This window comes from Rhodopseudomonas palustris, from assembly GCF_003591005.1.
In the GTDB taxonomy this organism is placed as follows: Bacteria; Pseudomonadota; Alphaproteobacteria; order Rhizobiales; family Xanthobacteraceae; genus Rhodopseudomonas; species Rhodopseudomonas palustris_K.
The window spans coordinates 40,060-65,609 of sequence record NZ_QYYD01000013.1 but is presented as its reverse complement, the minus strand read 5'-3'; the positions used below and the strand labels follow the sequence as shown (position 1 = coordinate 65,609).

Annotated in this window: 24 protein-coding genes; 15 read left to right on the top strand and 9 right to left on the bottom strand. The window is 65.3% G+C overall.

Annotated elements, in window-relative coordinates; genetic code table 11:
* Positions 1–75 precede the first annotated feature (75 nt).
* Complete coding sequence (locus D4Q52_RS14005; protein WP_119857188.1) at positions 76–855, top strand: enoyl-CoA hydratase/isomerase family protein; 780 nt, start codon at positions 76–78, stop codon at positions 853–855.
* 212 nt (positions 856–1,067) lie between these two features.
* Entirely contained in the window at positions 1,068–2,609 is a 1,542-nt protein-coding gene (locus D4Q52_RS14000) for an AMP-binding protein (RefSeq protein ID WP_119857187.1), read from the top strand.
* 235 nt (positions 2,610–2,844) lie between these two features.
* Here the strand turns inward: D4Q52_RS14000 and D4Q52_RS13995 are convergent, their stop codons facing one another.
* Positions 2,845–4,107, bottom strand: coding sequence for a serine hydrolase domain-containing protein (locus D4Q52_RS13995; RefSeq protein ID WP_119857186.1), 1,263 nt, complete (start codon positions 4,105–4,107; stop codon positions 2,845–2,847).
* 256 nt (positions 4,108–4,363) lie between these two features.
* On the opposite strand from D4Q52_RS13995, the gene D4Q52_RS13990 reads away from it, so the two are divergent.
* The 3 genes from D4Q52_RS13990 (at position 4,364) to D4Q52_RS13980 (ending at position 7,220) form a co-directional block, all read left to right on the top strand.
* Positions 4,364–5,272: an intradiol ring-cleavage dioxygenase gene (locus D4Q52_RS13990; protein WP_119857185.1), complete on the top strand. Its 909-nt coding sequence runs from the start codon at positions 4,364–4,366 to the stop codon at positions 5,270–5,272.
* A 14-nt stretch (positions 5,273–5,286) separates the two neighbouring features.
* A complete protein-coding gene (locus tag D4Q52_RS13985) occupies positions 5,287–6,132 on the top strand; it encodes an aldo/keto reductase (RefSeq protein WP_119857184.1) in 846 nt (281 codons plus the stop codon).
* A 143-nt stretch (positions 6,133–6,275) separates the two neighbouring features.
* The gene (locus D4Q52_RS13980; protein WP_119857183.1) at positions 6,276–7,220 is read left to right on the top strand and encodes a DMT family transporter; all 945 of its coding nucleotides are present in this window, start codon (positions 6,276–6,278) and stop codon (positions 7,218–7,220) included.
* Between the two features lie 98 nt (positions 7,221–7,318).
* Here the strand turns inward: D4Q52_RS13980 and D4Q52_RS13975 are convergent, their stop codons facing one another.
* On the bottom strand, positions 7,319–7,780 hold the full coding sequence (locus D4Q52_RS13975; RefSeq protein ID WP_119857259.1) for an Lrp/AsnC family transcriptional regulator: 462 nt from the start codon (positions 7,778–7,780) through the stop codon (positions 7,319–7,321).
* Positions 7,781–7,912: 132 nt separating this feature from the next.
* On the opposite strand from D4Q52_RS13975, the gene D4Q52_RS13970 reads away from it, so the two are divergent.
* From D4Q52_RS13970 to D4Q52_RS13955, 3 genes are all read left to right on the top strand, one after another.
* A complete protein-coding gene (locus tag D4Q52_RS13970; protein ID WP_119857258.1) occupies positions 7,913–10,306 on the top strand; it encodes a transketolase in 2,394 nt (797 codons plus the stop codon).
* Positions 10,307–10,523: 217 nt separating this feature from the next.
* Positions 10,524–11,954, top strand: a complete 1,431-nt coding sequence (locus D4Q52_RS13965; protein WP_119857182.1) for an aldehyde dehydrogenase family protein — start codon at positions 10,524–10,526, stop codon at positions 11,952–11,954.
* Positions 11,955–12,156: 202 nt separating this feature from the next.
* Positions 12,157–13,866, top strand: coding sequence for an IlvD/Edd family dehydratase (locus tag D4Q52_RS13955; protein ID WP_119857180.1), 1,710 nt, complete (start codon positions 12,157–12,159; stop codon positions 13,864–13,866).
* 22 nt (positions 13,867–13,888) lie between these two features.
* Here the strand turns inward: D4Q52_RS13955 and cowN are convergent, their stop codons facing one another.
* The gene (cowN, locus tag D4Q52_RS13950) at positions 13,889–14,167 is read right to left on the bottom strand and encodes a N(2)-fixation sustaining protein CowN (RefSeq protein WP_119857179.1); all 279 of its coding nucleotides are present in this window, start codon (positions 14,165–14,167) and stop codon (positions 13,889–13,891) included.
* 140 nt (positions 14,168–14,307) lie between these two features.
* Here cowN and D4Q52_RS13945 point away from each other — a divergent pair, with 140 nt between their 5' ends.
* The 3 genes from D4Q52_RS13945 (at position 14,308) to D4Q52_RS13935 (ending at position 17,064) form a co-directional block, all read left to right on the top strand.
* Positions 14,308–15,003, top strand: coding sequence for a DUF899 family protein (locus D4Q52_RS13945; RefSeq protein WP_119857178.1), 696 nt, complete (start codon positions 14,308–14,310; stop codon positions 15,001–15,003).
* Between the two features lie 348 nt (positions 15,004–15,351).
* Entirely contained in the window at positions 15,352–16,578 is a 1,227-nt protein-coding gene (locus D4Q52_RS13940; RefSeq protein WP_119857177.1) for a DUF2778 domain-containing protein, read from the top strand.
* Between the two features lie 129 nt (positions 16,579–16,707).
* Positions 16,708–17,064, top strand: coding sequence for a hypothetical protein (locus D4Q52_RS13935; RefSeq protein ID WP_119857176.1), 357 nt, complete (start codon positions 16,708–16,710; stop codon positions 17,062–17,064).
* Between the two features lie 105 nt (positions 17,065–17,169).
* Here the strand turns inward: D4Q52_RS13935 and D4Q52_RS13930 are convergent, their stop codons facing one another.
* Together D4Q52_RS13930 and D4Q52_RS13925 are read right to left on the bottom strand one after the other, a co-directional pair.
* Positions 17,170–17,421: a hypothetical protein gene (locus D4Q52_RS13930; protein WP_119857175.1), complete on the bottom strand. Its 252-nt coding sequence runs from the start codon at positions 17,419–17,421 to the stop codon at positions 17,170–17,172.
* Positions 17,422–17,999: 578 nt separating this feature from the next.
* Positions 18,000–18,749 (bottom strand): SDR family NAD(P)-dependent oxidoreductase, encoded by a 750-nt coding sequence (locus D4Q52_RS13925; protein WP_119857174.1) that lies wholly within the window; start codon positions 18,747–18,749, stop codon positions 18,000–18,002.
* Positions 18,750–18,850: 101 nt separating this feature from the next.
* Here D4Q52_RS13925 and D4Q52_RS13920 point away from each other — a divergent pair, with 101 nt between their 5' ends.
* Positions 18,851–19,162 carry an ArsR/SmtB family transcription factor gene (locus tag D4Q52_RS13920; RefSeq protein ID WP_119857173.1) on the top strand — a complete coding sequence of 104 codons (312 nt, stop codon included), beginning with the start codon at positions 18,851–18,853 and terminating at the stop codon, positions 19,160–19,162.
* A 207-nt stretch (positions 19,163–19,369) separates the two neighbouring features.
* On the opposite strand, the gene D4Q52_RS13910 is transcribed toward D4Q52_RS13920, so the two are convergent.
* The 3 genes from D4Q52_RS13910 to D4Q52_RS13900 form a co-directional block, all read right to left on the bottom strand.
* Positions 19,370–20,068 carry a UPF0149 family protein gene (locus tag D4Q52_RS13910; protein ID WP_119857172.1) on the bottom strand — a complete coding sequence of 233 codons (699 nt, stop codon included), beginning with the start codon at positions 20,066–20,068 and terminating at the stop codon, positions 19,370–19,372.
* A gap of 332 nt (positions 20,069–20,400) precedes the next feature.
* The gene (gene groL, locus D4Q52_RS13905) at positions 20,401–22,041 is read right to left on the bottom strand and encodes a chaperonin GroEL (protein ID WP_119857171.1); all 1,641 of its coding nucleotides are present in this window, start codon (positions 22,039–22,041) and stop codon (positions 20,401–20,403) included.
* Positions 22,042–22,206: 165 nt separating this feature from the next.
* Positions 22,207–22,521 carry a co-chaperone GroES gene (locus D4Q52_RS13900; RefSeq protein ID WP_119857170.1) on the bottom strand — a complete coding sequence of 105 codons (315 nt, stop codon included), beginning with the start codon at positions 22,519–22,521 and terminating at the stop codon, positions 22,207–22,209.
* Positions 22,522–22,955: 434 nt separating this feature from the next.
* On the opposite strand from D4Q52_RS13900, the gene D4Q52_RS13895 reads away from it, so the two are divergent.
* From D4Q52_RS13895 to D4Q52_RS13885, 3 genes are all read left to right on the top strand, one after another.
* Positions 22,956–23,240 (top strand): usg protein, encoded by a 285-nt coding sequence (locus tag D4Q52_RS13895; RefSeq protein ID WP_119857169.1) that lies wholly within the window; start codon positions 22,956–22,958, stop codon positions 23,238–23,240.
* Positions 23,241–23,323: 83 nt separating this feature from the next.
* Positions 23,324–23,563, top strand: coding sequence for a hypothetical protein (locus D4Q52_RS13890; protein ID WP_119857168.1), 240 nt, complete (start codon positions 23,324–23,326; stop codon positions 23,561–23,563).
* Positions 23,564–23,581: 18 nt separating this feature from the next.
* On the top strand, positions 23,582–24,265 hold the full coding sequence (locus D4Q52_RS13885) for a zeta toxin family protein (protein WP_234831196.1): 684 nt from the start codon (positions 23,582–23,584) through the stop codon (positions 24,263–24,265).
* A gap of 13 nt (positions 24,266–24,278) precedes the next feature.
* Here the strand turns inward: D4Q52_RS13885 and D4Q52_RS13880 are convergent, their stop codons facing one another.
* Complete coding sequence (locus D4Q52_RS13880) at positions 24,279–25,529, bottom strand: NupC/NupG family nucleoside CNT transporter (protein ID WP_119857166.1); 1,251 nt, start codon at positions 25,527–25,529, stop codon at positions 24,279–24,281.
* Positions 25,530–25,550 lie beyond the last annotated feature (21 nt).

Sequence of the window (25,550 nt, the reverse complement as noted above, 5' to 3'; positions counted from 1 at the left end):
CCAGAGCCCCGTGCACTGAACTGGATTGCTTCGTCGCTTCGCTCCTCGCAATGACGGAGAGGGAGGAGGATTGACATGACCAACGGCGCCGTGATCATCGAACAGCGCGAGCAGGCGCTGTGGATCACCATCAACCGTCCCGACAAGCGCAACGCCATCAATGCCGGCGTGGTCGAGGGCATCACGCGCGGCTGGAAGCAGGCGCATGACGATCCGTCGGTGCGCGTGATCGTGCTGACCGGTGCCGGCGACAAGGCGTTCTGCGCCGGGGCCGATCTGCAGTCGACCGGCGCGGCGTTCGCGTTCGACTTCTCCAAGCCCAATGTCGACTACGCCGATCTGCTGCGGCTGGCGCAGAATGCCACCAAGCCGTCGATCGCCCGCGTCAACGGCACCTGCATGGCCGGCGGCATGGGCCTGTTGTGCATGACCGACATGGCGGTCGCCGCCGACAACGTCGTGTTCGGTCTGCCGGAAGTGAAGGTCGGCGTGTTCCCAATGCAGGTGATGAGCCTGCTGCAGGACATCGCGCCGCGTCGGCTGATCGCCGAATGGGCGCTGACCGGCGAGCCGTTCGATGCGCAGACGGCGCGCGAGGCTGGCCTGCTGAACTACGCGGTGCCGGCCGCCGAGCTCGACGCCAAGGTCGACTGGCTGGTGAAGCGCCTGACCGACAAATCGCCGACCGCGATCCGCCGCGGCAAATACGCAATGCGGGCGATCGCCGCGATGTCGTTCGACGAGAGCATCGCCTACACCGAAAGCCAGATCGCGCTGCTCGCGATGACCGAAGACGCCAAGGAAGGCCTCAAGGCGTTCGCCGAGAAACGCAAGCCGGTGTGGCCGGGGAAGTGAGAGCGCACGGCCTCTCCCTGAGAGACACGGCCTCTTCCCGAGTCATTCCGGGGCGGCCGCCGCAGGCGGACGAACCCGGAATCCCGGCCGTGCCCTGAACATCGGGATTCCGGGTTCGCGCTGCGCGCGCCCCGGAATGACTCGTGGAGAGATTGTCGCATAACAGCCATGCCGCTCAAGCGGCGGGCGGAAGACGAAAGGGAGGAACGGTGATGCTGGCATCCGAGATGATCAGGCGCGGGGCGGTGTATCACGGGCCGAAGACGGCGGTGATGTTCGGTGAGCAGCGCATGACCTTCACCGAGGTCGACCTGTTGTCGAACCGCATCGCCAACGTCTTCATCGAGACGTTCAAGCTCGAGGTCGGTCGCCGCGTCGGGATGCTCCTGAACAATTCGATTCACACGCTTCCGCTCGATTTCGGATTCGTCAAATCGCGGCTGTCGCGTGTGCCGCTGAACTCGCGGCTGTCGCTGGTCGAGCAGCAGCAGATGCTCGACGGCGCCGGCGTCGATACGCTGATCCACGGCACAGATCTGACCGACCGCGCCCGCGAGCTCGCAAGCGCGATGCAGGGCCTCAAACTGATCAGCATCGGCAACGCGGCCGATCCGAACGATCTCTTACAGCTCGCGCAGGCTGGCTCGGATGCGCCGCCGTCGCGGCGGCCCGAGCCGGACGACGTCGTGATCACTATCTTCACCTCGGGCACCACAGGCAAGCTCAAGGCGGTCGAGCACACCCAGGCGAGCTGGGGCGCGATGGCCACCAACGTGCTGATCAACATGGAGGTCGGCGAGGGCGACGTGATGCTGCACGCCGCGTCGATGATCCACGCCTCGGGCTGCTTCATCGTGCCGTATTGGCTGCGCGGCGGCGTCGCCGCGGTGCTGCCGGGATTCACGCCGGCGAGCTATCTCGACGCGGTGGAGCGCTGGAAGCCGACCGCGCTTAATCTGGTGCCGACCATGATCGGCATGTTGCTGGATCATCCCGGCATCGCGCAGGCGGATTTTTCCTCGGTGAAAAGCATCATCTACGGCGCTTCGCCGATGCCGCGCCCGGTGATGCTGCGCGCGCTGCAAGTGTGGGGGCCGCGTTTCGCGCAGTACTACGGCCAGTCGGAGGCGCCGATCTTCATCACCCATCTGACGCAGGCCGATCACGTCGGGCCGCATGCCGAGCAGCGGCTGGCGTCCTGCGGCCGGCCGTCGATCGATTGCGAGATCAAGCTGGTGAACGAAGACGGCGACGAGGTCGCGCCCGGCGAGGCCGGCGAGATCGCGCTGCGCACGCCGTTCGCGATGAAGGGCTACTACAACGCGCCCGAGCTCAATGCGCAGATGTTCCTGCCGGACGGCTGGCTGCGCACGCGTGACGTCGGTCGGTTCGACAACGATGGCTATTTGTATCTGGTCGACCGTACCTCCGACATGATCGTGTCGGGTGGCTACAACGTTTATCCGCGCGAGGTCGAAGACGCGCTGGCCGCGCATCCGGCGGTGCGCGAGGTCGTGGTGGTCGGCTTGCCGGACGACAAATGGGGCGAAAGCGTCGCGGCCTTCGTGGCGCTGCGCAAGGATACGTCGGCCGAGGAGGCCGAACTGATCGCCTTCGCGCGCGAACGGGTGGCGAGCTACAAGGTGCCCAAGCAGGTGCGGTTCATCGACGAGGTGCCGAAGAGCCCGGTCGGCAAACTGCTCCGCCGCGCGGTGCGCGATCCGTTCTGGCAGGGGCGCGAGCGGAAGATTTGACGAGACCAGCGGGCCTCGTTCAGCCTCTCTTTTGTCATTCCGGGGCGCGCTCTTGCGCGAACCCGGAATCCATACTCGCTGTGTCCAGCTGTGAGGCACTGCGTTCGCTGCGGCCGTGCTTCACACGATCACGGTTGCGTTCGCTGCGGCCGTGCTTCACACGATCACGGTGGTTATGGATTCCGGGCTCGCGCTGCGCGCGCCCCGGAATGACGAACGTTGGGCCGCCGTCTCATCAGACATTGCTCTCCGTCATCGCGCCGTACACCAGCGTGCGCAGTTCGCGGCGGATCGGGTAGGCGCTGGAGGGCAGGAGCTGGGTCATGAAGATGGTGATCAGCTCTTCGGCCGGGTCGATCCAGAACGCCGTCGAGGCAGCGCCGCCCCAGTAATATTCGCCGACGCTGCCGGGCAATAGCGTCTGGGCCGGGTTCATGTTGACCGCGAAGCCAAGGCCGAAGCCGATGCCGGCGTTGGTGGCTTCGCTGAACATCGAACGCGACAGCTCGGTGAGGTCGCGATTGCCGGGCAGATGATTGGTGGTCATCAACTTCAGCGTCTTCGGGCCGAGCAGGCGGACGCCGTTCAGCTCGCCGCCATTGAGCAGCGCCCGGCAGAAGGTGAGGTAATCGTCGGTGGTCGACACCAGGCCGCCGCCGCCGGAGATCAGATCAGGCGGCGCCAGGAAGCTCGAGGTCGCCGGATCGTCCGACAGCTGCATGCCGCCTTTGCCGTCGGCCGAGTAGCAGGCGGCGAGGCGATGCGCCTTTGCGGGCGGGACATGGAAGTCGGTGTCGACCATGCCGAGCGGATCGAGGATGCGCTGCTTGACGAACTGCTCGAACGGCATGCCGCTGATCTTCTGCACCAGGTAGCCGACCACGTCGGTGGAGACCGAGTAATTCCAGGCTTCGCCGGGCGAGAACTCAAGCGGAATGCGGGCAAGGTCGGCGATCCAGGACTCCAGCGTGCCGGCCTTCTCGAAAGCGCCGATGCCCTTGTCGCGGTAGGCGGCGTCGACATTGGTGCGATTCTGGAAGCCGTATGTCAGCCCCGAGGTGTGCCGCAGCAGGTCGACCACCTGCATCGGCCGCGTCGGCGGCCTGGTCAGGAACAGCGGCGCGATGCCGGCCTGAAACACGCCGAGATTGGCCCACTCCGGAATGTACTTGGCCACCGGGTCGTCGAGCTGAACGCGGCCTTCCTCGAACAGCATCATCAGCGCCACCGAGGTGATCGGCTTGGTCATCGAATAGATGCGGAAGATGGTGTCGTCCTTGATCGGGACGTTGCGTTCGCGGTCTGCATGGCCGAGCGAGGAGCGATACGCGATCCGGCCGCGGCGATAGACCAGCGTCTGTGTCCCAGCGAGTTTGCCCGGACCGAGATAGGCCCGCTGCAGGTGATCGTCGATCCGCCGAAGCGCGGTTTCGGAGAAGCCGGTGTCGGCGGCTGGCCCGGCGGCGGCAGGGCGGGAAAACTGGGGTTGGACCGGCATGGGGCACTCCGTGCTGACGACAGGCGAGGGGACTCTCGACGGTGGATGTTATTCGCCGGTTCCACAACTCTGGATAAGTCGAAACGCGCCATTCTCCTGTTATCTGTCATGGCGCAACATTGGATCTGTACGATTTTGAGCACATGGACGGCGTGGCCCGCAAGCAGCCCGCGCGCAGACCGGCCTGCAAGTCACGCGCTTATCACACAGCGAGGCTTGGTGTAGCGTCCGCCCATTGCCAAACCGGGAATGGAAGATGCCGCAATTCGACGAGACCGAGCTGACCGAGGCGGTCGTCGCAAGCTTCGACGAGACGCCGGATCCGAGATTGAAGCATTTGATGCGCGAACTCGTCCGATCGCTTCACGACTACGTCCGCCGCACCGGGCTGACCTTCGAGGAATGGCAGAAGGCGATCGATTTCCTCACCCGCACCGGGCAGAAATGCACGCCGAGCCGCCAGGAGTTCATCCTGTTGTCGGACGTGCTCGGCGTCTCGATGCTGGTCGATGCAGTCAATCACCGTGAGCGCGACGGCGCCACGCAGACGACGGTGCTCGGCCCGTTTTATGTCGGCGAGCACAAGCCGATGCCGAACGGCACCGACATTTCCGAAGGCGTCGAAGGCGAGCGGATGTATGTGCAGTGCCGCGTCGTCGATCTCGGCGGCCAGCCGCTCGCCGGCGTGCCCGTCGACGTGTGGCATGCCGACGACGACGGCTTCTACGATTCGCAGAAGCCGTCCTACGCCGAAGCCGGCCCCTCGCTGCGCGCGCAGTTCGTCACCGATGCGGAGGGCCGGTTCGCATTCCGCACGATCTTGCCGTGCAGTTACCCGATCCCGATCGATGGTCCGGTGGGTGAACTGATCCTCGCGGCGCAGCGGCATCCGATGCGGCCGGCGCACGTGCATTTTCTGGTGAACGCTCCCGGCTACGAGCCGTTGATCACCCACGTCTTCATCGAAGGCGACAAATATCTCGAAAGCGACGTCGTCTTCGGCGTCAAGGACGACCTGATATCCAGCATCGAGCTGCGTAACGACGCCGTGATGCCCGATGGTCGCGCGGCGCCGGGGGCGTGGCATTTGATGTCCTACGAATTCCGGCTGAAGCCGGGCAGAGGCGCCGCGCCGCGGCCAATGATGGCGGCCGCCGCGGAGTAACAACGGAGTTCAGCGTGCACGGGAACCTGCGCCCATTCGGCCCCACTGGCGTGCAATTGGCGCCGATCGGCCAAGGCACCTGGTACATCGACCGCAGCAACCGCGCAGCGGCGATCGCCGCGCTGCGCCGCGGCCTCGACCTCGGCATGACCCACATCGACACGGCGGAGATGTACGGCGACGCCGAACCGCTGGTCGCGGAGGCGATCGCGGGCCGACGCGACGAGGTGTTCCTGGTCTCCAAGGTGTTGCCGAGCAACGCGTCGAGGAGCGGCACAATCGTGGCGTGCGACCGTTCGCTGCAGCGGCTCAAGACCGACCGGCTGGATTGCTATCTGTTGCACTGGCGCGGCCAATACCGGCTGGCCGACACCGTCGCAGCGTTCGAACAGCTGGTCGCCGCCGGCAAGATTCTGTCCTGGGGCGTCAGCAATTTCGACGCGGGTGACCTGCGCGAGCTGCTCAAGGTCGCCGGCCCGGGCAAGATCGCCTGCAATCAGGTGCTGTATCATCTGCGCGAACGCGCGATCGAACATGCTGTGATTCCGTGGTGTGAGGCGCATGGCGTCGCCGTCACTGCCTATTCACCATTCGGCCACGACGAATTTCCCGCGCCGCGGAGTGCGGAGGGGCGGGTGTTGCAAAGCATCGCCGACCGTCACGGCGCGACGCCGCGTCAGGTCGCACTGGCGTTCTTGACGCGGCGGCCGTCGGTTTTCGCAATTCCCAAGGCGGCTGATCCGGTCCATGCGGCGGAAAATGCGGCGGCCGGCTCTTTGCGCCTCTCGGCTGATGATCTGGAGGCGATCGATCAGGCGTTCCCGCGCGGGCCGGAGCCGGCCAGTTTGCCTATGCTGTGACCGCCGGCCGCCGCGGCGCATAGCGCAATCCCGCTATCCGGGCTTGTGCGAGGGCTGCGAACATCGTTCTGTCGCCGTCTGAGTTGAAGGGCGCCGCTCGCGGCTTGGCCCGTCCCATCTGTTTTCATTGCACTGCCGGATACGTGACCGCCACCTCGCCCAACGCGCCCGATGCGGGCCGCCGCCTGACGCATCGCCACGCCGATCAGCCGCTGCGCGGCATCGCGCTGATCGTGCTGTCGACCGTGTTTCTCGCCTGCTCCGACACGCTGGCGAAATATCTCGGCCGAACCGTGCCGCCGATCGAGATCGGCTGGATCCGGTTCTTGGTGTTCGTGCTGATCATGATGCCTGTCGCGCTGATGTCGTCGGCGTCTTCGCTACGTTCGGCGCGGCCGAAACTGCAGGTGCTGCGCGGGCTGGCGCTGGTTGCCTCGTCGACGCTGTTCATCAGCGGCCTGCAGTTCCTGCCGATCGCGGAGGCCTCGGCGACTTCGTTCGTCGCGCCGCTGTTCGTCACCGCGCTGTCGATCGTCATGCTCGGCGAGAGCATCGGGATCCGCCGTTGGGCTGCCAGCGTGGTCGGCCTGATCGGCGTGCTGATCGTGATCCGGCCGGGATCGGCGGCATTCAATCCGGCGGTGATCTTTCCCATTCTGTCGGCGCTGACCTGGGCTGTGACGCTGATACTGACGCGGATGATCAGCGGCGCCGACCGTGCCATCGTCACCATGACGTTCTCGGCACTGGTCGGCTTCGTCGCGCTGAGTGTCATCGTGCCGTTCGTGTGGGTGACGCCGAGTTGGGAAGGCATCATGCTCGGCGTGCTGGTCGGGCTCGCATCGACCATGGGGCAATGGATCGTGGTGCTGGCCTATCGCTACGCCGACGCCTCGGTGCTGGCGCCGTTCACCTACAGCCAGCTCGTCTGGGTGACGTTCCTTGGCTTCGGTCTGTTCGGCGAAGTCCCGGATGTCTGGACCTTCGTCGGCGCCGCGGTGATCATCGCCAGCGGCCTTTACACCGCTCACCGCGAGCGCCTCCGCCGCAAACAGCCGGTGGCGGCGGAGCCTTATCCGAGTCCGTAAGCCGCGATCTCCGTCATTGCGGGCGCAGCGAAGCAATCCAGGACCAGTGCTCGGCGCTGGATTGCTTCGTCGCTCCGCTCCTCGCAATGACAGGGGCCTCACACCGGCAGCGCAATCGAATATTTCACCTGGCTGAGCGCGAAACTCGATTCGATCGAGGCGATGCCGTCGAGCCGGGTCAGCTTGGTCTTCAGGAAGGTTTCGTAGGCGGCGAGGTCGGCGGCGACCACGCGCAGCAGATAGTCGCGGTTCCCGGTCATCAGATAGCACTCCAGAACTTCGTTCCATTTCGAGATCGCCTTGGCGAAGCGCGCGAGGTCTTCCTCCTTCTGCCGCGTCAGCTTGATCGAGATGAAGACGCTGACGTGCAAGCCGATCGCCTTCTGATCGACCTGGGCGGTGTAGCGGCTGATCACGCCGCGGCTCTCCAGCAGCTTGACGCGCCGATGGCACGGCGACACCGACAGGCCGACCTGGTCGGCGAGCTCCTGCATCGTGATCCGGCCATCGGCCTGCAGCGCGGCCAAAATCTTGCGGTCGATCGCGTCGAGGTCAGCCATTGGAATAAACCGCTTGTTGAACTTCAGGAACGGCAAATTTATCCCACCTTTGAGGTCACTGTCGCCCAAAATTGAGAAGTCCTGAGGCCGCGTTCGTCGTAAAATGGCACGATCGCAGCACAGGTGATCGCCATGCCACAGTCCCCCGACCGTCTCGACCTGCTGAATGCGCTGACGCGCAAGGCGCTGTGGCTGTCGACCTGGATGATCCACCACGCTAATCACATCCGCCCGAACGCCGACGGCCTCAAAGTCGGCGGCCATCAGGCCTCGTCGGCGTCGCTCGCTACCATCATGTCGGCGTTGTATTTCTCGGTGCTGCGGCCGGAGGACCGCGTCGCGGTCAAGCCGCATGCCAGCCCGATCTTCCATGCCATCCAATATCTGTTCGGCCGGCAGAGCCGCGAGCGTCTGGAAAATTTCCGCGGCTTCAAGGGCGCGCAATCCTATCCGTCCCGCACCAAGGACGCCGACGACGTCGATTTCTCGACCGGCTCGGTCGGGCTCGGCGTCGCGCAGACGCTGTTCTCGTCGCTGGTGCAGGACTACGTCACCGCGCATGGCTGGATGAAGAACCGCCGCGAAGGCCGGATGATCGCGCTGGTCGGCGACGCCGAGATGGACGAGGGCAACATCTTCGAGGCGCTGCTCGAAGGCTGGAAGCACGGCCTCCGCAACACCTGGTGGGTGGTCGACTACAACCGCCAGAGCCTCGATGCGGTGGTGCGCGAGGGATTGTGGGAGAAGTTCGAGTCGATGTTCCGCAACTTCGGCTGGGACGTCGTCATCGTCAAATACGGCCGCCTGATGCAGCAGGCGTTTGCCGAGCCTGGCGGCGAAGCGCTACGGCGCTGGATCGACAATTGCCCGAACCAGATGTACGCGGCGCTGTGCTTCCAGGGCGGCGCGGCGTTCCGCAAGCGGCTCGAGGACGAAATCGGCGATCAGGGCGAGGTGTCGCGACTAATCGATGCGCGCAGCGACGACGAACTGCTGGCGCTGATGTCAAATCTTGGCGGTCACGACATGGCGAGCCTGCTGGAGGCGTTCGAGTCGATCGATCACGACCGGCCGGTGTGCTTCATCGCCTACACCATCAAGGGCGTCGGCCTGCCGTTTCAGGGCCATAAGGACAATCACGCCGGGTTGATGACGCCGGCGCAGATCGAAGCCTATCGTGCCGCTCAGAAGATTCGCCCCGGCCACGAATGGGATCGCTTCGAGGGACTGACGCAGGATGCAGCTGCGCTGGAGGCGGTGCTACGCAGTGCGCCGATCAACAGCGGTGGCGAGCGCCGGCTGCGCGCGCCGGTGATCGAAGTGCCCGAGCGTCTGGCGCTCAAGCCGGCAGCCGAGATGTCGACGCAGCAGGGGTTCGGCCTGATCCTCAACGAATTGGCGCGCGGCGACAGCGAGCTGGCGTCGCGTATCGTCACGGCGTCGCCGGACGTCACGGTGTCGACCAATCTTGGCGCCTTCGTCAATCGCCGCGGCCTGTTCGCGCGCGCCGAGAAGGCCGATCTGTTCCGCAGCGAGAAGATCCCGACCACCTTCAATTGGGAGTTCTCGCCGAAGGGCCAGCATATCGAGCTCGGCATCGCCGAGATGAATCTGTTCATTCTGATGTCGGCGCTCGGCCTGTCGCACAGCATCAACGGCGAGCGGCTGCTGCCGATCGCGACGCTATACGACCCCTTCATCCAGCGCGGCCTCGATGCACTGAACTACGCCTGCTATCAGGACGCGCGCTTCATGGTGGTGGCGACGCCGTCCGGCATCACGCTGGCGCCGGAAGGCGGCGCGCATCAGTCGATCGCGACGCCGCTGATCGGGATCGCGCAGGATGGGCTGGCGTCGTTCGAGCCGGCGTTCGTCGATGAACTCGCGGTGATGATGCGCTGGGGCTTTGCGCATATGCAGCGCGACGATGTCGACGGCGGCGCTGAGGATGGCATGCGCTCCGGCGGGTCGGTGTATCTGCGACTGTCGACGCGGACCATCGAGCAGCCGCAGCGCATGATGACGCCGGCGTTGCAGAAGGCGATCGTCGACGGCGCCTATTGGCTGCGCGAACCCGGGCCGAATTGCGAGCTGGTGATCGCCACCACCGGCGCGGTGGCGCCGGAAGCGATCGCTGCGGTCGGCCTGCTCGGCGACAGCCGCCGCGACGTCGGGCTCCTTGCGATCACCTCGGCCGATCGCCTGCACGCCGGCTGGACCGCGGCGCGCCGGCTGCGCCGCGCGCATCGCGGCTCGCGCCACACCAGCCACATCGAGAACCTTCTGGCGCTGCTGCCGCGCAGCTGCGGTATCGTCACCGTGCTCGACGGCCATCCGGCCACGCTGGATTGGATTGGCGCGGTCTGCGGCCATCGCATGGAAGCGCTCGGCGTAGAACATTTCGGCCAGACCGGCAGCATCGCCGATCTGTACCGGCACTACGGCATCGATACCAACGCGATCATCGATGCGGCGGAGAGTCTGGTCGGCGGTGCACCCGTGCTGCACCGCAAAATGGCGGTGTGACAGCTTCCACGTCGCGGAATGCGGGTCGAAGAAGCCGGCGTTCACACGCGCAATTGTGCGCGTGAGCCTTGCTCAGCACCCGTGTGTGTTTTTATATGCCGCTCCCGCAAATGGCGGATCGATCTTCGGCCCGCGGTGCAGGCGAGGATGCTCGCCACGCCGCCCGCACCCTGTTTTCACGCACACCGCGTCCCGCGACCAACATAAGAGGTTCACGATGGTCAACCGCATGCAATTTTACATCGACGGCGCCTGGGTCGATCCGGTCACGCCGAAGTCGACCCCGGTGGTCAACCCGGCCACCGAGGAGGCGATGTACGAAGTTGCGCTCGGCTCCAAGGCCGATGTCGACAAGGCGGTGGCGGCAGCCAAGCGGGCGTTCGAGACTTTCTCGCAGACCAGCCGTGAAGAGCGCATCGCGCTGCTCGAGAAGATCGTCGCGATCTACAAGGGCCGCATGAAGGAGATCGGCGGCGCCGTCTCCGACGAGATGGGCGCGCCGCTGCCGATGGCCGAGAAGATGCAGGCCGGCGCCGGCCTCGGCCACATCATGTCGACCCTCGACGTGCTGAAGAATTATCACTTCGAGGAGCCGATGGGCTCGGCGATGATCGTGCGCGAGCCGATCGGCGTCGTCGGCATGATCACGCCGTGGAACTGGCCGCTCAACCAGATCGCCTGCAAGGTCGCGCCTGCGCTCGCCGCAGGCTGCACCATGATCCTCAAGCCGAGCGAATTCACCCCGACCTCGGCGCTGATCTTCGCCGAGATCCTGCATGAAGCCGGCGTGCCGAAGGGCGTGTTCAACCTCATCAACGGCCTCGGCCCGGAGGTTGGTGCGGCGATGAGCGAGCATCCGGATATCGACATGATCTCGTTCACCGGGTCGACCCGCGCCGGCATCGACGTCGCCAAGCGCGCGGCGCCGACGGTGAAACGCGTCAGCCAGGAACTCGGCGGCAAGTCGCCGAACGTGATCCTGGAAGACGCCGACCTCACCAAGGCGGTGACCGGCGGCGTGATGCATATGTTCAACAACTCCGGCCAGTCGTGCAACGCGCCGAGCCGGATGATCGTGCCGCTGTCGAAGATGGCCGAGGTCGCCGCGATCGCCAAGGGCGTCGCCGAGAAGACCAAGGCTGGCGATCCGCGCGGCGACGGCACCACGATCGGTCCGGTGGTCAATCGCGGCCAGTGGGACAAGATCCAGGCGCTGATCAACAAGGGCATCGAGGAAGGCGCGACGCTGGTCGCCGGCGGCCCCGGTCTGCCGGAAGGCGTCAACAAGGGGTTCTACGTCCGTCCGACCGTGTTCGCCGACGTCACCGAGAACATGACCATCGCGCGCGAAGAAATCTTCGGCCCGGTGCTGGTGATCATGGGCGCCAAGGACGAGGACGAAGCGGTGCGGCTCGCCAACGACACGCCGTATGGCCTCGCCGGCTACGTCTCGGCCGGTTCGGTCGAGCGCGCCCGCAAGGTCGGCCGGCAGATCCGCGCCGGCAACGTCAACCTGCAGGGCGTGCCCAATGAACGCACCGCGCCGTTCGGCGGCTACAAGCAGTCCGGCAACGGCCGCGAGTGGGGCAAGTTCGGCGTCGAAGAATATCTCGAGGTCAAGGCGATCGCCGGCTTCAACGCGGCGTAGCTCGCGTCGGACACGCCCTTGCCGTCATTGCGAGGAGCGAAGCGACGAAGCAATCCAGCTCCGCATACGGAGCTTCTGGATTGCTTCGCTTCGCTCGCAATGACGGGGGTTCTCGTCGCGGCGCGAGATCGCTCGGGCGTGACGCTGGTTTTATGTGTTAGCGCCTCCTAACTGATGCGCAAACGTCCACAGGACGGCAACGATGACCGACGGCTTGCGCAAGGGACTGACGTCTTACGGCGACGCCGGCTTCTCGCTGTTCCTGCGCAAGGCGTTCATCAAGGCGATGGGCTATTCGGACGACGCGCTGGACCGGCCGATCGTCGGCATCACCAATACGCATAGCGACTACAATCCTTGCCACGGCAATGCGCCGCAGATCATCGAGGCGGTGAAGCGCGGCGTGATGCTGGCGGGCGCGCTGCCGATGGTGTTTCCGACCATCTCGATCGGCGAGAGCTTTGCGCATCCGACCTCGATGTATTTGCGCAATCTGATGGCGATGGACACCGAGGAGATGATCCGGGCCCAGCCGATGGATGCGGTGGTGGTGATCGGCGGCTGCGACAAGACGCTGCCGGCGCAGATCATGGCGGCGGTGTCGGCCGATCTGCCGACGGTGGTGATCCCGGTCGGGCCGATGGTGGTCGGCCATCACAAGGGTGAAGTGCTGGGAGCCTGCACCGACTGCCGGCGGCTGTGGGGCAAGCATCGCGCCGGCGAGATGGATGAAGCCGAGATCGAAGCCGTCAACGGCCGGCTGGCGCCGTCGGTCGGCACCTGCATGGTGATGGGCACCGCCTCGACGATGGCGTGTATCACCGAGGCGATGGGGCTGTCGCTGCCGATGAGTGCGACGATCCCGGCACCGCATGCCGAGCGGTTTTGCTCGGCCGAGGCGAGCGGCCGCGTCGCCGCGGCGATGGCCAAGGCAAAAGGGCCGAAGCCGAGCGAATTGCTGACACCAGCGGCTTTTCGCAACGCGCAAATCGTGCTGCAGGCGATCGGCGGCTCGACCAACGGGCTGATCCATCTCACTGCGATCGCCGGCCGCGTGCCGCTCGCCATCGATCTCGACGGCTTCGACGCACTCGGCCGCGACGTTCCGGTGCTGGTCGATCTCAAGCCGTCCGGCGCGCACTACATGGAGCATTTCCATCACGCCGGCGGCGTGCCGAAGCTGATGGCGCAGCTCGGCGAGCTGATCGATCTCGACGCCAGGACGATCACCGGCGCGGCGCTGCGCGACGTCGTGGCGAAGGCCGAGCACGTGCCGGGGCAGGACGTGATCCGCTCGCGCGACAATCCGATCCGCCGCGAAGGCGGCATCGCCTGTCTCACCGGCAATCTCGCGCCGCGCGGCGCGGTGATCAAGCACGCCGCCGCATCGCCCACGCTGATGCAGCACACCGGCCGCGCCGTGGTGTTCGACTCGGTCGAGGACATGACGCGGCGGATCGACGATCCCGAGCTCGACGTCACCGCCGACGACGTGCTGGTGCTGCGCAATGCCGGGCCGAAGGGCGCGCCGGGGATGCCGGAGGCCGGCTATCTGCCGATCCCGCTGAAGCTGGCGCGGGCAGGGGTCAAGGACATGGTGCGGATCTCGGACGCGCGGATGAGCGGCACGGCATTCGGCACCATCGTGCTGCACATCACCCCGGAGAGCGCCGACGGCGGGCCGCTGGCGCTGGTCCGATCCGGCGACCGTATCAAGCTTGACGTCGCGGCGCGCCGGATCGATCTGCTGGTGGAAGAGGGCGAACTCGCACGCCGCCGCGCCGCTCTGCCGCCGTCAGCCTCGGTGCGGCCGCAGCGTGGCTATGCGCAGCTGTTCCACGATACGATCCTGCAAGCGGATGAGGGTTGCGACTTCGATTTTCTCACCGCGTCCGGGCGCAGCGCGCGCTGAGCGGCCCAGGCTCTGCAAGGCGCTACATCAGGTGCATCTCGAGTTCTTCCAGCATCGCCAGCGTCTCGAGGTCGCCGTTGTCCTCGAGCAGTTCACGCAGAGTCGGCAGATAGTTGTGGAGCACGCGCAGATCGTCGAGCCCCTGCTTGTCGCGCAGTTCGACGCGCTTTTGCGCGAAGTAAGCCCAGAAGGGATTCTCCGCGGCGTCGATGTGAGTCTGCAATCGCGCCATCACGCGCTCCGATCGAACCTCCCAGTTGCAGTTCTTGAAGCTGACATAGCGATCGAACGAATCCGACATTCCTAACCCCAAACAGCGATATCGCCGCCGCAAAGCAAGCGACATGCCATCGGGTGGCATGTGCGGGGACTCCGACATCTGTCGGATCGCCGCCGTCTCGTTCGTCCTCGGCAAATGTTCACCCGTGCCGGAGGATCGTCATGACGCTGAAGCCCGCCACTGAACTCGCTCGCCTCGCCGAAGCCCGCTTTCCCAATGAAAGCGCGGAGTATCGCCGCGCACGCATCGATCTGCTCGCAGAGGAGATCGAATTGCGCCGTCATATCGAGCGCGTCGCCGAGCAGCGCCGGCGATTGCCGCCGGGTGGCGAAGTCACCGGCACCTACGCTTTCGAAGGGGAGGGCGGCCGGACCGGCTTCGCGGGTCTGTTTGGCGACAAGCCGACATTGGTGGTCTACAGCTACATGTACGGCCCACAGCGTGCCGAGCCGTGCCCGATGTGCACCTCGCTGCTCAGCGCCTGGGATGGTGAGGTGCCGGACCTCACGCAACGAGTCGCACTGGCGATCGTCGCCCGTTCGCCGCTGCCGCGGTTGCTCGCCTTCAAGCGGCAACGAGGCTGGCAGCATCTGCCTCTGTTCGCCGATCTCACCGGAGCCTACAGCCGCGACTATGGCGGCGTCTTGCCGGACGGCGGCGACGACGCGGCATTCAACGTGTTCAGCCGCCGCGATGGCACGATCCGGCATTTCTGGGCCGGCGAGATGTTCGCGACCAGCGCCGACCCCGACCAGGACCCGGGTGGCGCCCCCGACCTGATGCCGCTGTGGACGATTCTCGACTGCACCCCGGAGGGACGGGGTCAGGATTGGTATCCGAAGCTTCGCTACGGCTAGGCAGGGCACTTTCGGGAGCGAAGCTGAAAATATTTTCATCCTCCGGTAGGCAGCCCGCCCGTCCGCCGAGTGGGCTTGACCAGGCTCGCGGCGGTGCCCTGGTGCCGTCGAGACCCTCCCGTGCGGCTCAGTTTGAACGTTAAGCCTTTGTTTTCACGAAAAGACTGACGGGGTGCTGAGGCTTTACAAGCCGTTAACCACTGCGGCGCATGGTCCGCCCGGTCCGCGCTTAAGCGGCATTTAACTAAAACACGCCTTAATCGCGTTCCTCTGTTCTGCCACATCTGCGTGCGGTAAGATCGTTCCGAAGCATCGCAGAGCCTGTGGGGATGTCTGGGTGCTTGGCGTATGACTGTCGGTTCAAGGGCGCGTTCGCTGCCCAACCAACGTGGGGCCCGCTTGATGGGTTTTCGTAAATCGCTCGGCGCGATCGCTGTCGCGCTGCCGGTGATCGGCTGTGTCTGGACCGTGTATGCCAACACGGTCGGCGCCAGCGTCTATCCGTCGATTGGCGCATGGGGGGACGAGCCCGTCACCCGCACCGCGCGGTCGGACTTCGCTTCACGTTTCGAGCCGCTCGCCGCCGCGGCCGCCGCTGCGCCGAGCCTGATGGCGCATCTGGCCTACAAGAACGCGGTCGCCAAGCAGGGCGCCGGCGTTCAGGTCGCTTCCGCCGATCCCGGCGACGTCCCAGTCACCTCGAGCGTGCAGGCCGCCAACGCCGCACCGCCGCAGAGCAAATCGGGCCATCGCTATTACGCGCTGCTCGATGCCAATTATTCGTTCGGTTTCGAGCCGGACAGGTTCAAGCCCACCCAAAATAATTCGGCGGCTCCCGCCGATGCCGAAGCGGCGATTGCCGAGGCGATCAAGCCCGACGCCGGCAGGCGCGCCGTTGGTCTCGTCCCGGCGCCGCCGCCAGTGAAGCTGGCAATGGCGGTGCCGACGCCGCCGGAGCGCAAGGCCAACGGCCGCGTCGCCCCCGGACCCACCCGCAATCCGTTCAGCCAGGAAGCCCTCGTCGCCCGCGCCAAGGCGGTGCTGATGGCGCAGAAGTCGGAGAGCAAGTCGAGCTTCTTCGACAAGCTGTTCGGCAAGCCCGACGCCCCGGCGCTGGCCTATGCCTCGGCCGAAGCCGGCGTCACCTCGACCGGCGAAGCCAAGGACCCAGCCTTCAGCCCGTCCGACGACGATCGCTACACCGCGGTCTACGACATCACCGCCAAGACCGTGTACATGCCGGACGGTACCAAGCTCGAGGCGCATTCCGGGCTCGGTCCCAAGATGGACGATCCGCGCCACGTCAACGTCCGGATGCACGGCGCCACCCCGCCGCACATCTACGACATGAAGATGCGCGAAGCGCTGTTCCACGGCGTCGCCGCGATCCGCCTCACGCCGGTCGGCGGCGAGGACATGATCCACGGCCGCACCGGCCTGCTCGCCCACACCTACATGCTCGGACCCCGTGGCGATTCCAACGGCTGCGTGTCGTTCAAGGACTACAACGCCTTCCTGCAGGCGTTCAAACGCGGCGAGGTCAAGCGCCTGGTGGTCGTCGCCAGCATGACCTGACGCGGCTGCAGCCGTGTCTGCTACGCGGCGCGCGACGGCTCGCGCGTTTCGTTGTTACGATGTGTGACGTTTGAAGCCGGAACCATTCCCGGATTCCAGCGATTGGTCGATCTCATTGGAGGATCGACCATGGCGTCACGAGTTCTCGTCGGCATCATCACCTGCACCACGCTGCTCGGCGGCGGCGTCGCGTTCGCTCAGGAGCGCGGCACTCAAGCGCAGCGCGAAGCTTGCATGCCCGACGCGTTCCGGCTGTGCGGGCAGTTCATTCCGGACTCGGGTCGAATCGAGAGTTGTCTGCGCGCCGCGGGGCCGCGGCTTAGTCCGGCGTGCTATGTCGTCTTCAATCCGCCGCAGGAGAGGGTGCAGCCATCGCAGCGAACTGCGCGGCGCCAGGGGCAGTCTCCGCAGCAACAGCAGCCTGCGGCTGCCCAGTCCGAAGTTGATGACGAAGGTTGGGGGCGCCGCAGCTTCGAACGTTGGTAGACGATCGCTGCGTATCTTCGTTTAGAACGCAAAAGAGCGGACCCCGTGGGATCCGCTCCGAAGTCATCGCCGCGCCGCAGATCGGAGCGCGGAACGGTCGAACGATCAGCGGCAGACCCGCGACGTGCGAACGATGCGCTTGCCGTAAGGGCCGCGGGTCACGACCTTGCGCACCGTGCAGTGCGGGCCACGGCGGATGACGCGACGACGCTCGACGTAACGCTGCGCCGAAACGTCGGTCAGCGGCTGCGCGATGCTGCTCTTCGCCGGCGAAGCAGGCGCCGCCGACGCCGCGCCGCTGAACGCGCCGAGGCCGAGCACAAGGGCGGCGGCCACTCCCAAAGCAATCTTCTTCACAAGCGTTCTCCTCAAACTGATGCTGATCATGGTCGAACGACCTTCTCGACCTTGGCCAGCGAGGAATGAATTGCTGGTGAAGGAACCATGGCGGGAAAGCGGCAATGGCCTCGCGTGACGATATATTGGGTACGCTCGCGGACGCGCGCTGCCGACGGCGCTGCTAATCGTATCGCCAGCTCTCCGCGATCCCCTGAGCCGGACGCTGTACGCGGTGGATTATCTGGTGATCCAGGTGAGGGCATTCCGCTCCGCGCGTGCTGAGTCAGTGCCTGGGGCTCCCTCACCCCAACCCTCTCCCGCAAGCGGGAGAGGGAGCGCACTGCGATGCGGGGTGATGAATCGAGCCGCACTGTCCGCGGCGTCAGCGAACGAATGAACGGCAGCGCCGCGATGCCGAGCGCGACCTCTCCCGCTTGCGGGAGAGGTCGACGCGCGCAGCGCGGCGGGTGAGGGCACTCCGCTCCGCGCATGCTGACTCAGCGCCTGGAGTTCCTCACCTCAGTCCTCTCTCGCAAGTGGCAGAGGGAAGCACGCTGCAGCGCGGGTTGTCGCTTTGCAGACTTCGAGCAATCCGCCTACTTCAGCCCGCCCGTCACATGCAGCGTTTCACCGGTGACGTAGGAGGTGCCGTCGGACGCCAGAAAGGCGACGACGTCGGCGATCTCACTCGCTTCGCCGACGCGGCCGAGTGGGGTGATGGCTTCGATCTGGCCGCGCATCTCGCCGCTGTCGTAGCCGGCGGCCTTGACGCCTTCGGTGACGACCATGCCGGGATTGACGGAATTGACGCGGATCTTGCGCGGCGCCAGTTCCTTGGCGAGCACGCCGGTGATCAGGTCGACCGCCGCCTTGGTGGCGCCGTACACCGCGGAGGTGGGCATCGCCAGCGTCGAGGCGCCGGACGAGATGTTGACGACGCTGCCGCCGTCGTTGAACGACCGCGCCGCCGCCTGGGTCACCAGCAGCAGGCCGAGCACGTTGACGTTGAACTGGCGATGGAAGTGCTCCGGCGTGATCGCGTCGAGCGGCCGCATCTCGTAGACGCCGGCATTGTTGACCAGCACGTCGATGTTGCCGAGCGCCTTCACGGTTTCGTCGACGAGTTTCGTCGCATCGCCGGGCTCGGCGAGGTTGCCGTGCACGGCGACCGCCTTGCCGCCGGCGGCGGTGATCTTCGCCACCACGGCGTCGGCGCCGTCCTTGCCGGAGGCGTAATTCACCGCCACCGCGGCGCCTTCGGCCGCCAGCTTCAGCGCGATCGCCGCGCCGATGCCCTTCGACGCGCCGGTCACCAGCGCCACCTTGCCTTGCAGAGTCTTGGTCATGGTCAAAATCCCCTGATGTCGATCCGCGATCGTTCGCTGGATCGGTAGTTCGGAAATATGGGACTATTGAACCAGCGCAAGGGGGCGCCTATATCTTTTGCATGGTTCAGTTCGTGCATCCGGCCCGTCAGGACATCACGCTCGCCGGCGTGCTCGCCGCGCTGGCCGATCCGGTGCGGCTGCAGATCATCCAGGGCCTGCTGACCGAACCCGCCTGCATGTCGTGCACGGCGGCGTCGCCGTGCGACATCCCCAAATCGACGCTCTCCAACCATTTCCGCGTGCTGCGCGAAGCCGGCCTGATCCACACCACCAAAAAGGGCGTCGAGCATCGCAACGTGGTGCGCGAGGCGGATATCAACGCGCGGTTTCCGGGGCTGCTCAAGGCGATTTTGAAGCACGCCGGGGAGTAGGGGAACGCTCGCCGCGCGGCCGAGCGCACCTCTCCCGCTTGCGGGAGAGGTCGACGCGCGTAGTGCGGCGGGTGAGGGCCCTCCGCTCCGCGAAAAATCAGCTCAATGCCTGCGTCGCCCTCACCCCAACCCTCTCCCGCAAGCGGGAGAGGGAGCGCGCTGCGATGCGGGGGTGATTAGTCGGGCTACAGCCGAGCAAGAAGCCTTTCACTCCATCCCGCAACACCGCTTGTACTTCTTCCCCGATCCGCACGGGCAGGGTTCGTTGCGGCCGATCTTGGTGCGCTTCGCTGCAGCTGGCAGCGGCTGCGGCGGTGGGGGGCCCCATTCGATGGTGCGGGACGCGGGATCGTGGGCGGTCCGCCATGCGTTCAGTGTGACAACCCAGCCGGCGACTTTGGCATCGGCCGTCTTGTTCAGGGCTTCGCGTTCTGCGTCGTCGATGTCCGCCATCATGGCGGAAATGTCGACCAATCGCGACAGACCGTGGAACGCCGCGCGAGTCGCCTCGTCGGCGTCCTGCAGACGCTCCCAATGCTCCGGCCACATGTCCAAGGCCGCTCCGAAGCCGTCGATCCAGGTCTCCCAGACGACGTCTCCTGTGCCGATGCCGAGCATCAGCGGTTGGTAGCGCTCGGGATGGTCGGCCAGCGTCGTGGCGACGTCGTTGTAGTGCCGCATGATCAGCGCGAACACTGCGTTGGCGTGATCGAGATCGGTGAACGGCGCCGGCTCGTCCGCATCGCCGCCCCACAGCGCCGGCAGCCAGTCGCCGGGCGCGATCATCTCCGGGCACACCAGCAGCGCGGCGATGAAGCCGTCGAGCTCTTCGAGCTGCAGCGCCTCGGCGCCGATGTCGGCGAGTTCGGTTTCGAGTTGGGCGAGGTGGGGCGGGAGGTCGGTCATGGGCTTGTCCGGTCTTGCGGAGGGCGACCTCCGAAATTTGCTCTCGATAGCCGATCGTAGGATGGGTTGAGCGCAGCGATACCCATGCGGCCGCTGGCATGGTCGATGACGGGTTTCGCGAAGAGCTCAACCCATCCTACGATGACTGAGCGAGGTTATAGCATGCCTCTCCCCGTCATTTCGGGCTCGCGCGGAGCCTGTCAGCGGGCCGGCCGGAGGCCGGACCCGGTGGCGCGCCCCGGAATGACGAACGAGAGAGTGTGCTTGCTGGCTACAACAAAAAGCCCGGCGTTTCCGCCGGGCTTCGTTGTCTCTGCGACTGTTCGGCCGGATCAGAAGTCCATGCCGCCCATGCCGCCGCCCGGGGGCATCGCGGGGCCGCCGGCGTTCTTCTTCGGCAGTTCGGCGATCATCGCTTCGGTTGTGATCAAGAGGGCTGCGACCGACGCGGCGTTCTGGATCGCGGTGCGGACCACCTTGGTCGGGTCGATGATGCCCTTCTTCACCAGGTCTCCGTACTCGCCGCTCTGCGAGTCGAAGCCCCAAGTGTACTGCTCCTTCTCGAGCACCTTGCCGACGATCACCGAGCCGTCTTCGCCGGCGTTGATGGCGATCTGGCGGGCCGGCGCGGAGAGGGCGCGGCGCACGATCTCGACGCCGGTTTTCTGGTCGTCGTTCTTGGTGCGCAGACCCTTGAGCTGCTCGGAAGCGCGCAGCAGCGCGACGCCGCCGCCCGGGACGATGCCTTCTTCGACCGCGGCGCGGGTGGCGTGCATCGCGTCATCAACGCGATCCTTGCGCTCCTTGACCTCGACCTCGGTCGCGCCGCCGACGCGGATGACCGCGACGCCGCCGGCGAGCTTGGCCAGACGCTCCTGCAGCTTCTCACGGTCGTAGTCCGAAGTGGTCTCTTCGATCTGCGCCTTGATCTGGGCCACGCGGGCTTCGATGTCCGGCTTCTTGCCGGCGCCGTTGACGATCGTGGTGTTTTCCTTGTCGATCATCACCTTCTTGGCGCGACCCAGCATCTGCAGGGTGACGTTTTCGAGCTTGATGCCGAGGTCTTCCGAGATCGCCTGCCCGCCGGTCAGGATCGCGATGTCCTGCAGCATGGCCTTGCGGCGATCGCCGAAGCCCGGAGCCTTGACGGCCGCGACCTTGAGGCCGCCGCGCAGACGGTTGACGACGAGGGTGGCCAGCGCTTCGCCTTCGACGTCTTCGGCGACGATCAGCAGCGGCTTGCCGGTCTGCACGACGGCTTCGAGCAGCGGCAGAAGCTCGTTCAGGCTCGACAGCTTCTTCTCGTTGATCAGGATGTAGGCGTCATCCATTTCAACGCGCATCTTGTCGGCGTTGGTGACGAAGTAGGGCGAGATGTAGCCGCGGTCGAACTGCATGCCCTCGACAACGTCGAGTTCGGTCTCGAGCGACTTGGCTTCCTCGACGGTGATGACACCCTCGTTGCCGACCTTCTTCATCGCGTCGGCGAGGAACTTGCCGATCTCCGCGTCGCCATTGGCCGAGATGGTGCCGACCTGGGCTATCTCGTCGTTCGAGGTGACCTTCTTGGAGTTCTTGACGAGGTCAGCGACGACGGCTTCCACCGCCAGGTCGATGCCACGCTTCAGATCCATCGGGTTCATGCCGGCGGCGACGGCCTTGGCGCCTTCGCGCACGATCGCCTGGGCCAGCACGGTCGCGGTGGTGGTGCCGTCACCCGCGGCGTCGGCCGACTTCGAGGCGACTTCGCGCACCATCTGGGCGCCCATGTTCTCGAACTTGTCGTCGAGCTCGATGTCCTTGGCGACGGTGACGCCGTCCTTGGTGATGCGCGGCGCGCCGAACGACTTGTCGAGCACGACGTTGCGGCCCTTCGGGCCGAGCGTGACCTTCACGGCATTGGCGAGAATGTCCACGCCGCGCAGCATGCGGTCGCGGGCGTCGACGCCGAATTTGACTTCTTTAGCGGACATAAGAGGTTTCCCTTGGGTTGGATCGTTGTGTCCTCATCCCGAGGAGCCGACCGGACCCGAGGGGTGAGGGCGGCATCTCGAAGGGCGAGGCGATGAACGTGGACGATGCTCACCCTTCGAGATGCCGGCTGCGCCGGCGCCTCAGGGTGAGGGCGAGGCGAAGCCTTAGGCCGCCTTCTTCTTGGCGCCGACGTCAGTGATGACGCCCATAATGTCGCTTTCCTTCATGATCAGCAGCTCTTTGCCGTCGATCTTGACTTCGGTGCCCGACCATTTGCCGAACAGCACCCGGTCGCCGACCTTGAGGTCGATCGGGATCAGCTTGCCGGCTTCATCGCGGCCACCAGGGCCGACGGCGACGATCTCGCCCTGCGAGGGCTTTTCCTTGGCCGAGTCAGGAATGATGATACCGCCAGCGGTCTTCTCTTCGGCGTCGATGCGCTTGACCACGACGCGGTCGTGAAGCGGACGGAAATTCATGCAGATCCTCCTAAGTTTCTGAAAAGATTTCAGAATTTCTGGAATTAGCAGTCGCACCCGACGAGTGCCAGCGCGACACAGAGGAGATAATCCAGAGCTTTCGGAGTGACAAGGGTGGCTAGCAGAAAAATTGGCACTCGGGTGAAACTTCTGCCAGTTCCACGAACCAGGATTAACGGCCGGGGCTCGCCCGGTCCCGGTCAGGCTTCGCGCGGCGTGTTAGCACTTGAACTAAGTCGCTGCTAACGCTTGCGTTTTCAACATAACGTTAATTTTTTGAGCTTGTGATGATGAGCATCGTCGCGGCAGATTTAAACGCGGCCCGGCCGGGAAGTGGACCCCCGGACCCGGTCAGGCCGGAAGGACAGCTGTAGGGCACATCGACACGCAACCGGACCCACTTTTGCTGAATGCGCTCTACCCAGGAGGTTGGCATGGACGGAAAAGGTGCAGTTTCTGAAGACTTCAGGAAACAGGTGCTCGGCTACGGTCTGACCACGGCGGAGATTCTTTATCGCCGGCCCGATCGGCACTGGCTGCTGCAGAGCTACACCTGGCAGGACTACGACCTGTTCCCGCACTTTCCCGCTCTGAAAGACTTCCTGGCGTTCTGGGAAAAGGAGCTCGAAGGCCCGTTGTTCTCGGTAACGGTCGCGCACTCCAAGCTGATCAAACCGGCCGAACTGCGCGCCGTCGACGGCGTGTTCAGGCTGCATTGAGGCGGTGGCGCTGACCTCGCTTTCCAGGGTGAAGTGTCTTATCTTGAGATGGCCTGAACGCTTTGGATACAGGAGGCGCGGCGATGCGCAAGCGTGCCGGTGATTTGTCGCTGCAAGAACTTTCCGAACTCGGCGCTGCCGCCGCGCGCCAAGCGGTATCGGAAACGTTGGCGGCGGGCCTGACGGTGACCGGAATGGTCGATGTCTCTGAGGGCGGTCGCACTCTCCCCAAGCTGGCGGAGCTTCACCCCTCCGGGGAGATCGTGCTGCTGGATCCACCCCGCCCGGAGCGCGCGAAAGGCAAGGTTCGCGGAATCGGGTGATTGAGGGTCGCGCCATTCATGGTCGTGATCGCTGGACCGAATGGGTCCGGCAAGAGCACGTTGACTGACGCTTTGATCGAGGCGGGTATCGATCTCGGCATCTACATCAACGCTGATGCGATCGCGACGACGCTATCTCTCGGTGAGCCGGAGCGATCCGCTCAGGCGCAAGCGATGGCGGATCGCGAGCGGGAGCGGCGTCTTGCGAGCCGGATTGATTTCAGTTTCGAAACTGTGATGTCGCATCCCAGCAAAGTCGAGTTGATGGCACGCGCCGTCGCCGCCGGCTATGAGGTGATTTTGTATTTCGTTTGCACGTCGCGCCCGGAGATCAATGTCGCGCGCGTGGCTAATCGAGTCGCCAAGGGAGGGCATGACGTGCCCGTCGACCGCATCGTGGCACGCTACACCCGCACATTGAGTCTTTTGGCAAGAGCCGCTTCGATCGCCGCACGCACTGTGCTGTTCGACAACAGCGCCTTGTTCGAGGTCGCTAAAACTTCCACGACCTCGACGAAAACGTCGATCAAGCGGTCCGGCCTCAGCCCGGTCGGCGAAGTGAGACGCTCCGGAAACAGCTACGACGTGACCCTGACATCTGTAACCCCGGATTGGATGAGCACGTACCTGTTGTCGCCACTCGCCGATTTGGCCCGCGAAGCAAACGGTTCGCTCAGGGTGATCGGGCCGCTGCGCGTCTGATTTCACGCGCCCACTACGTCATCACCCCCACCACCGCCCCCATCAGACACGTCGTCAGCGTCCCCGACACGATCGAGCGCAGCCCCAGCGAGGCGATTTCTTCGCGGCGCTCCGGGGCCATCGCGGTGAGGCCGCCGAGCATAATGCCAAGGCTGCCGAAATTGGCGAAGCCGCACATCGCGTACAGCATGATCAACCGCGATCGTGCGTCGAGCGCATCTGCCGGCATTTTGGAGAGTTCGACATAGGCGATCAGTTCGTTGAGCACGGTCTTGATGCCCATCAGCGAACCGGCAGTCACGGCCTGTTGCCAGGGCAGGCCGAGCAGCCAGCACACCGGCGCCATCACCAAGCCGAGCAGCCGTTGTAGCGAAATCGCTTCGCCGCCGAGCTGCGGCAGCACGCCAAGCAGCGCATTGGCGAGATACACCAGCGCCACCAGCACAATCAGCATGGCGACGATGTTGAGCAGCAGTTCGAGGCCGGCGGCAGTGCCCTTGACGATGGCGTCCATTGTGCTGACCGCGATGCCTTGCGGATCGCCGAGGGCGCCACCCGTCCGTCGCGGCTCGGTCTCCGGCAGCATGATCAGGCTGACCAGGATCGCGGCCGGCGCGCCGAGCACCGAGGCGATGACGAAATGCGCCGCGGCGTCGGGCAGGATCGGCGCCAGCAGCGTGGCGTACAGCACCAGCACGGTGCCGGCGATGCCGGCCATGCCGCCGGTCATCACCAGGAACAATTCGCTGCGGGTGAGCTGCGCCAGATACGGCCGGATGAACAGCGGCGCCTCCACCATGCCGAGAAATACATTGGCGGCGGTCGACAGCCCGACCGCGCCGCCGACGCCGAGCGTGCGTTCCAGGAGCCACGCCATGCCGCGCACGACCGGCGGCAGGATTTTCCAGTAGAACAATAGCGTGGTCAGCACGCTCATCACCAGCACCACCGGCAGCGCTTGGAACGCCAGGATGAAATCGGCGCCGGGCGCCTTGATGTCGAACGGCGCCTGCGCGCCGCCGAGATAGCCGAAGGCGAAGGAAGTGCCGGCGCGCGTCGCCGCGCCGATCACCCCGACCGCCTCGTTGATCGCGCCGAAGGCGTGCGCGGCGCCGGGCAGCTTCAGCATCAGCGCGGCGGTGGCCAGCGTCACGGCGAGACCGATGGCGGTCTGGCGCAGCGAGACGCGGTCGCGATGTTCGCCGAACGCCCAGGCGAGCATCAGCAGTGCGAAAATTCCAAATCCGGATTGCAGTTGCAGCATCAGTCCCCCGCGCCATTATGC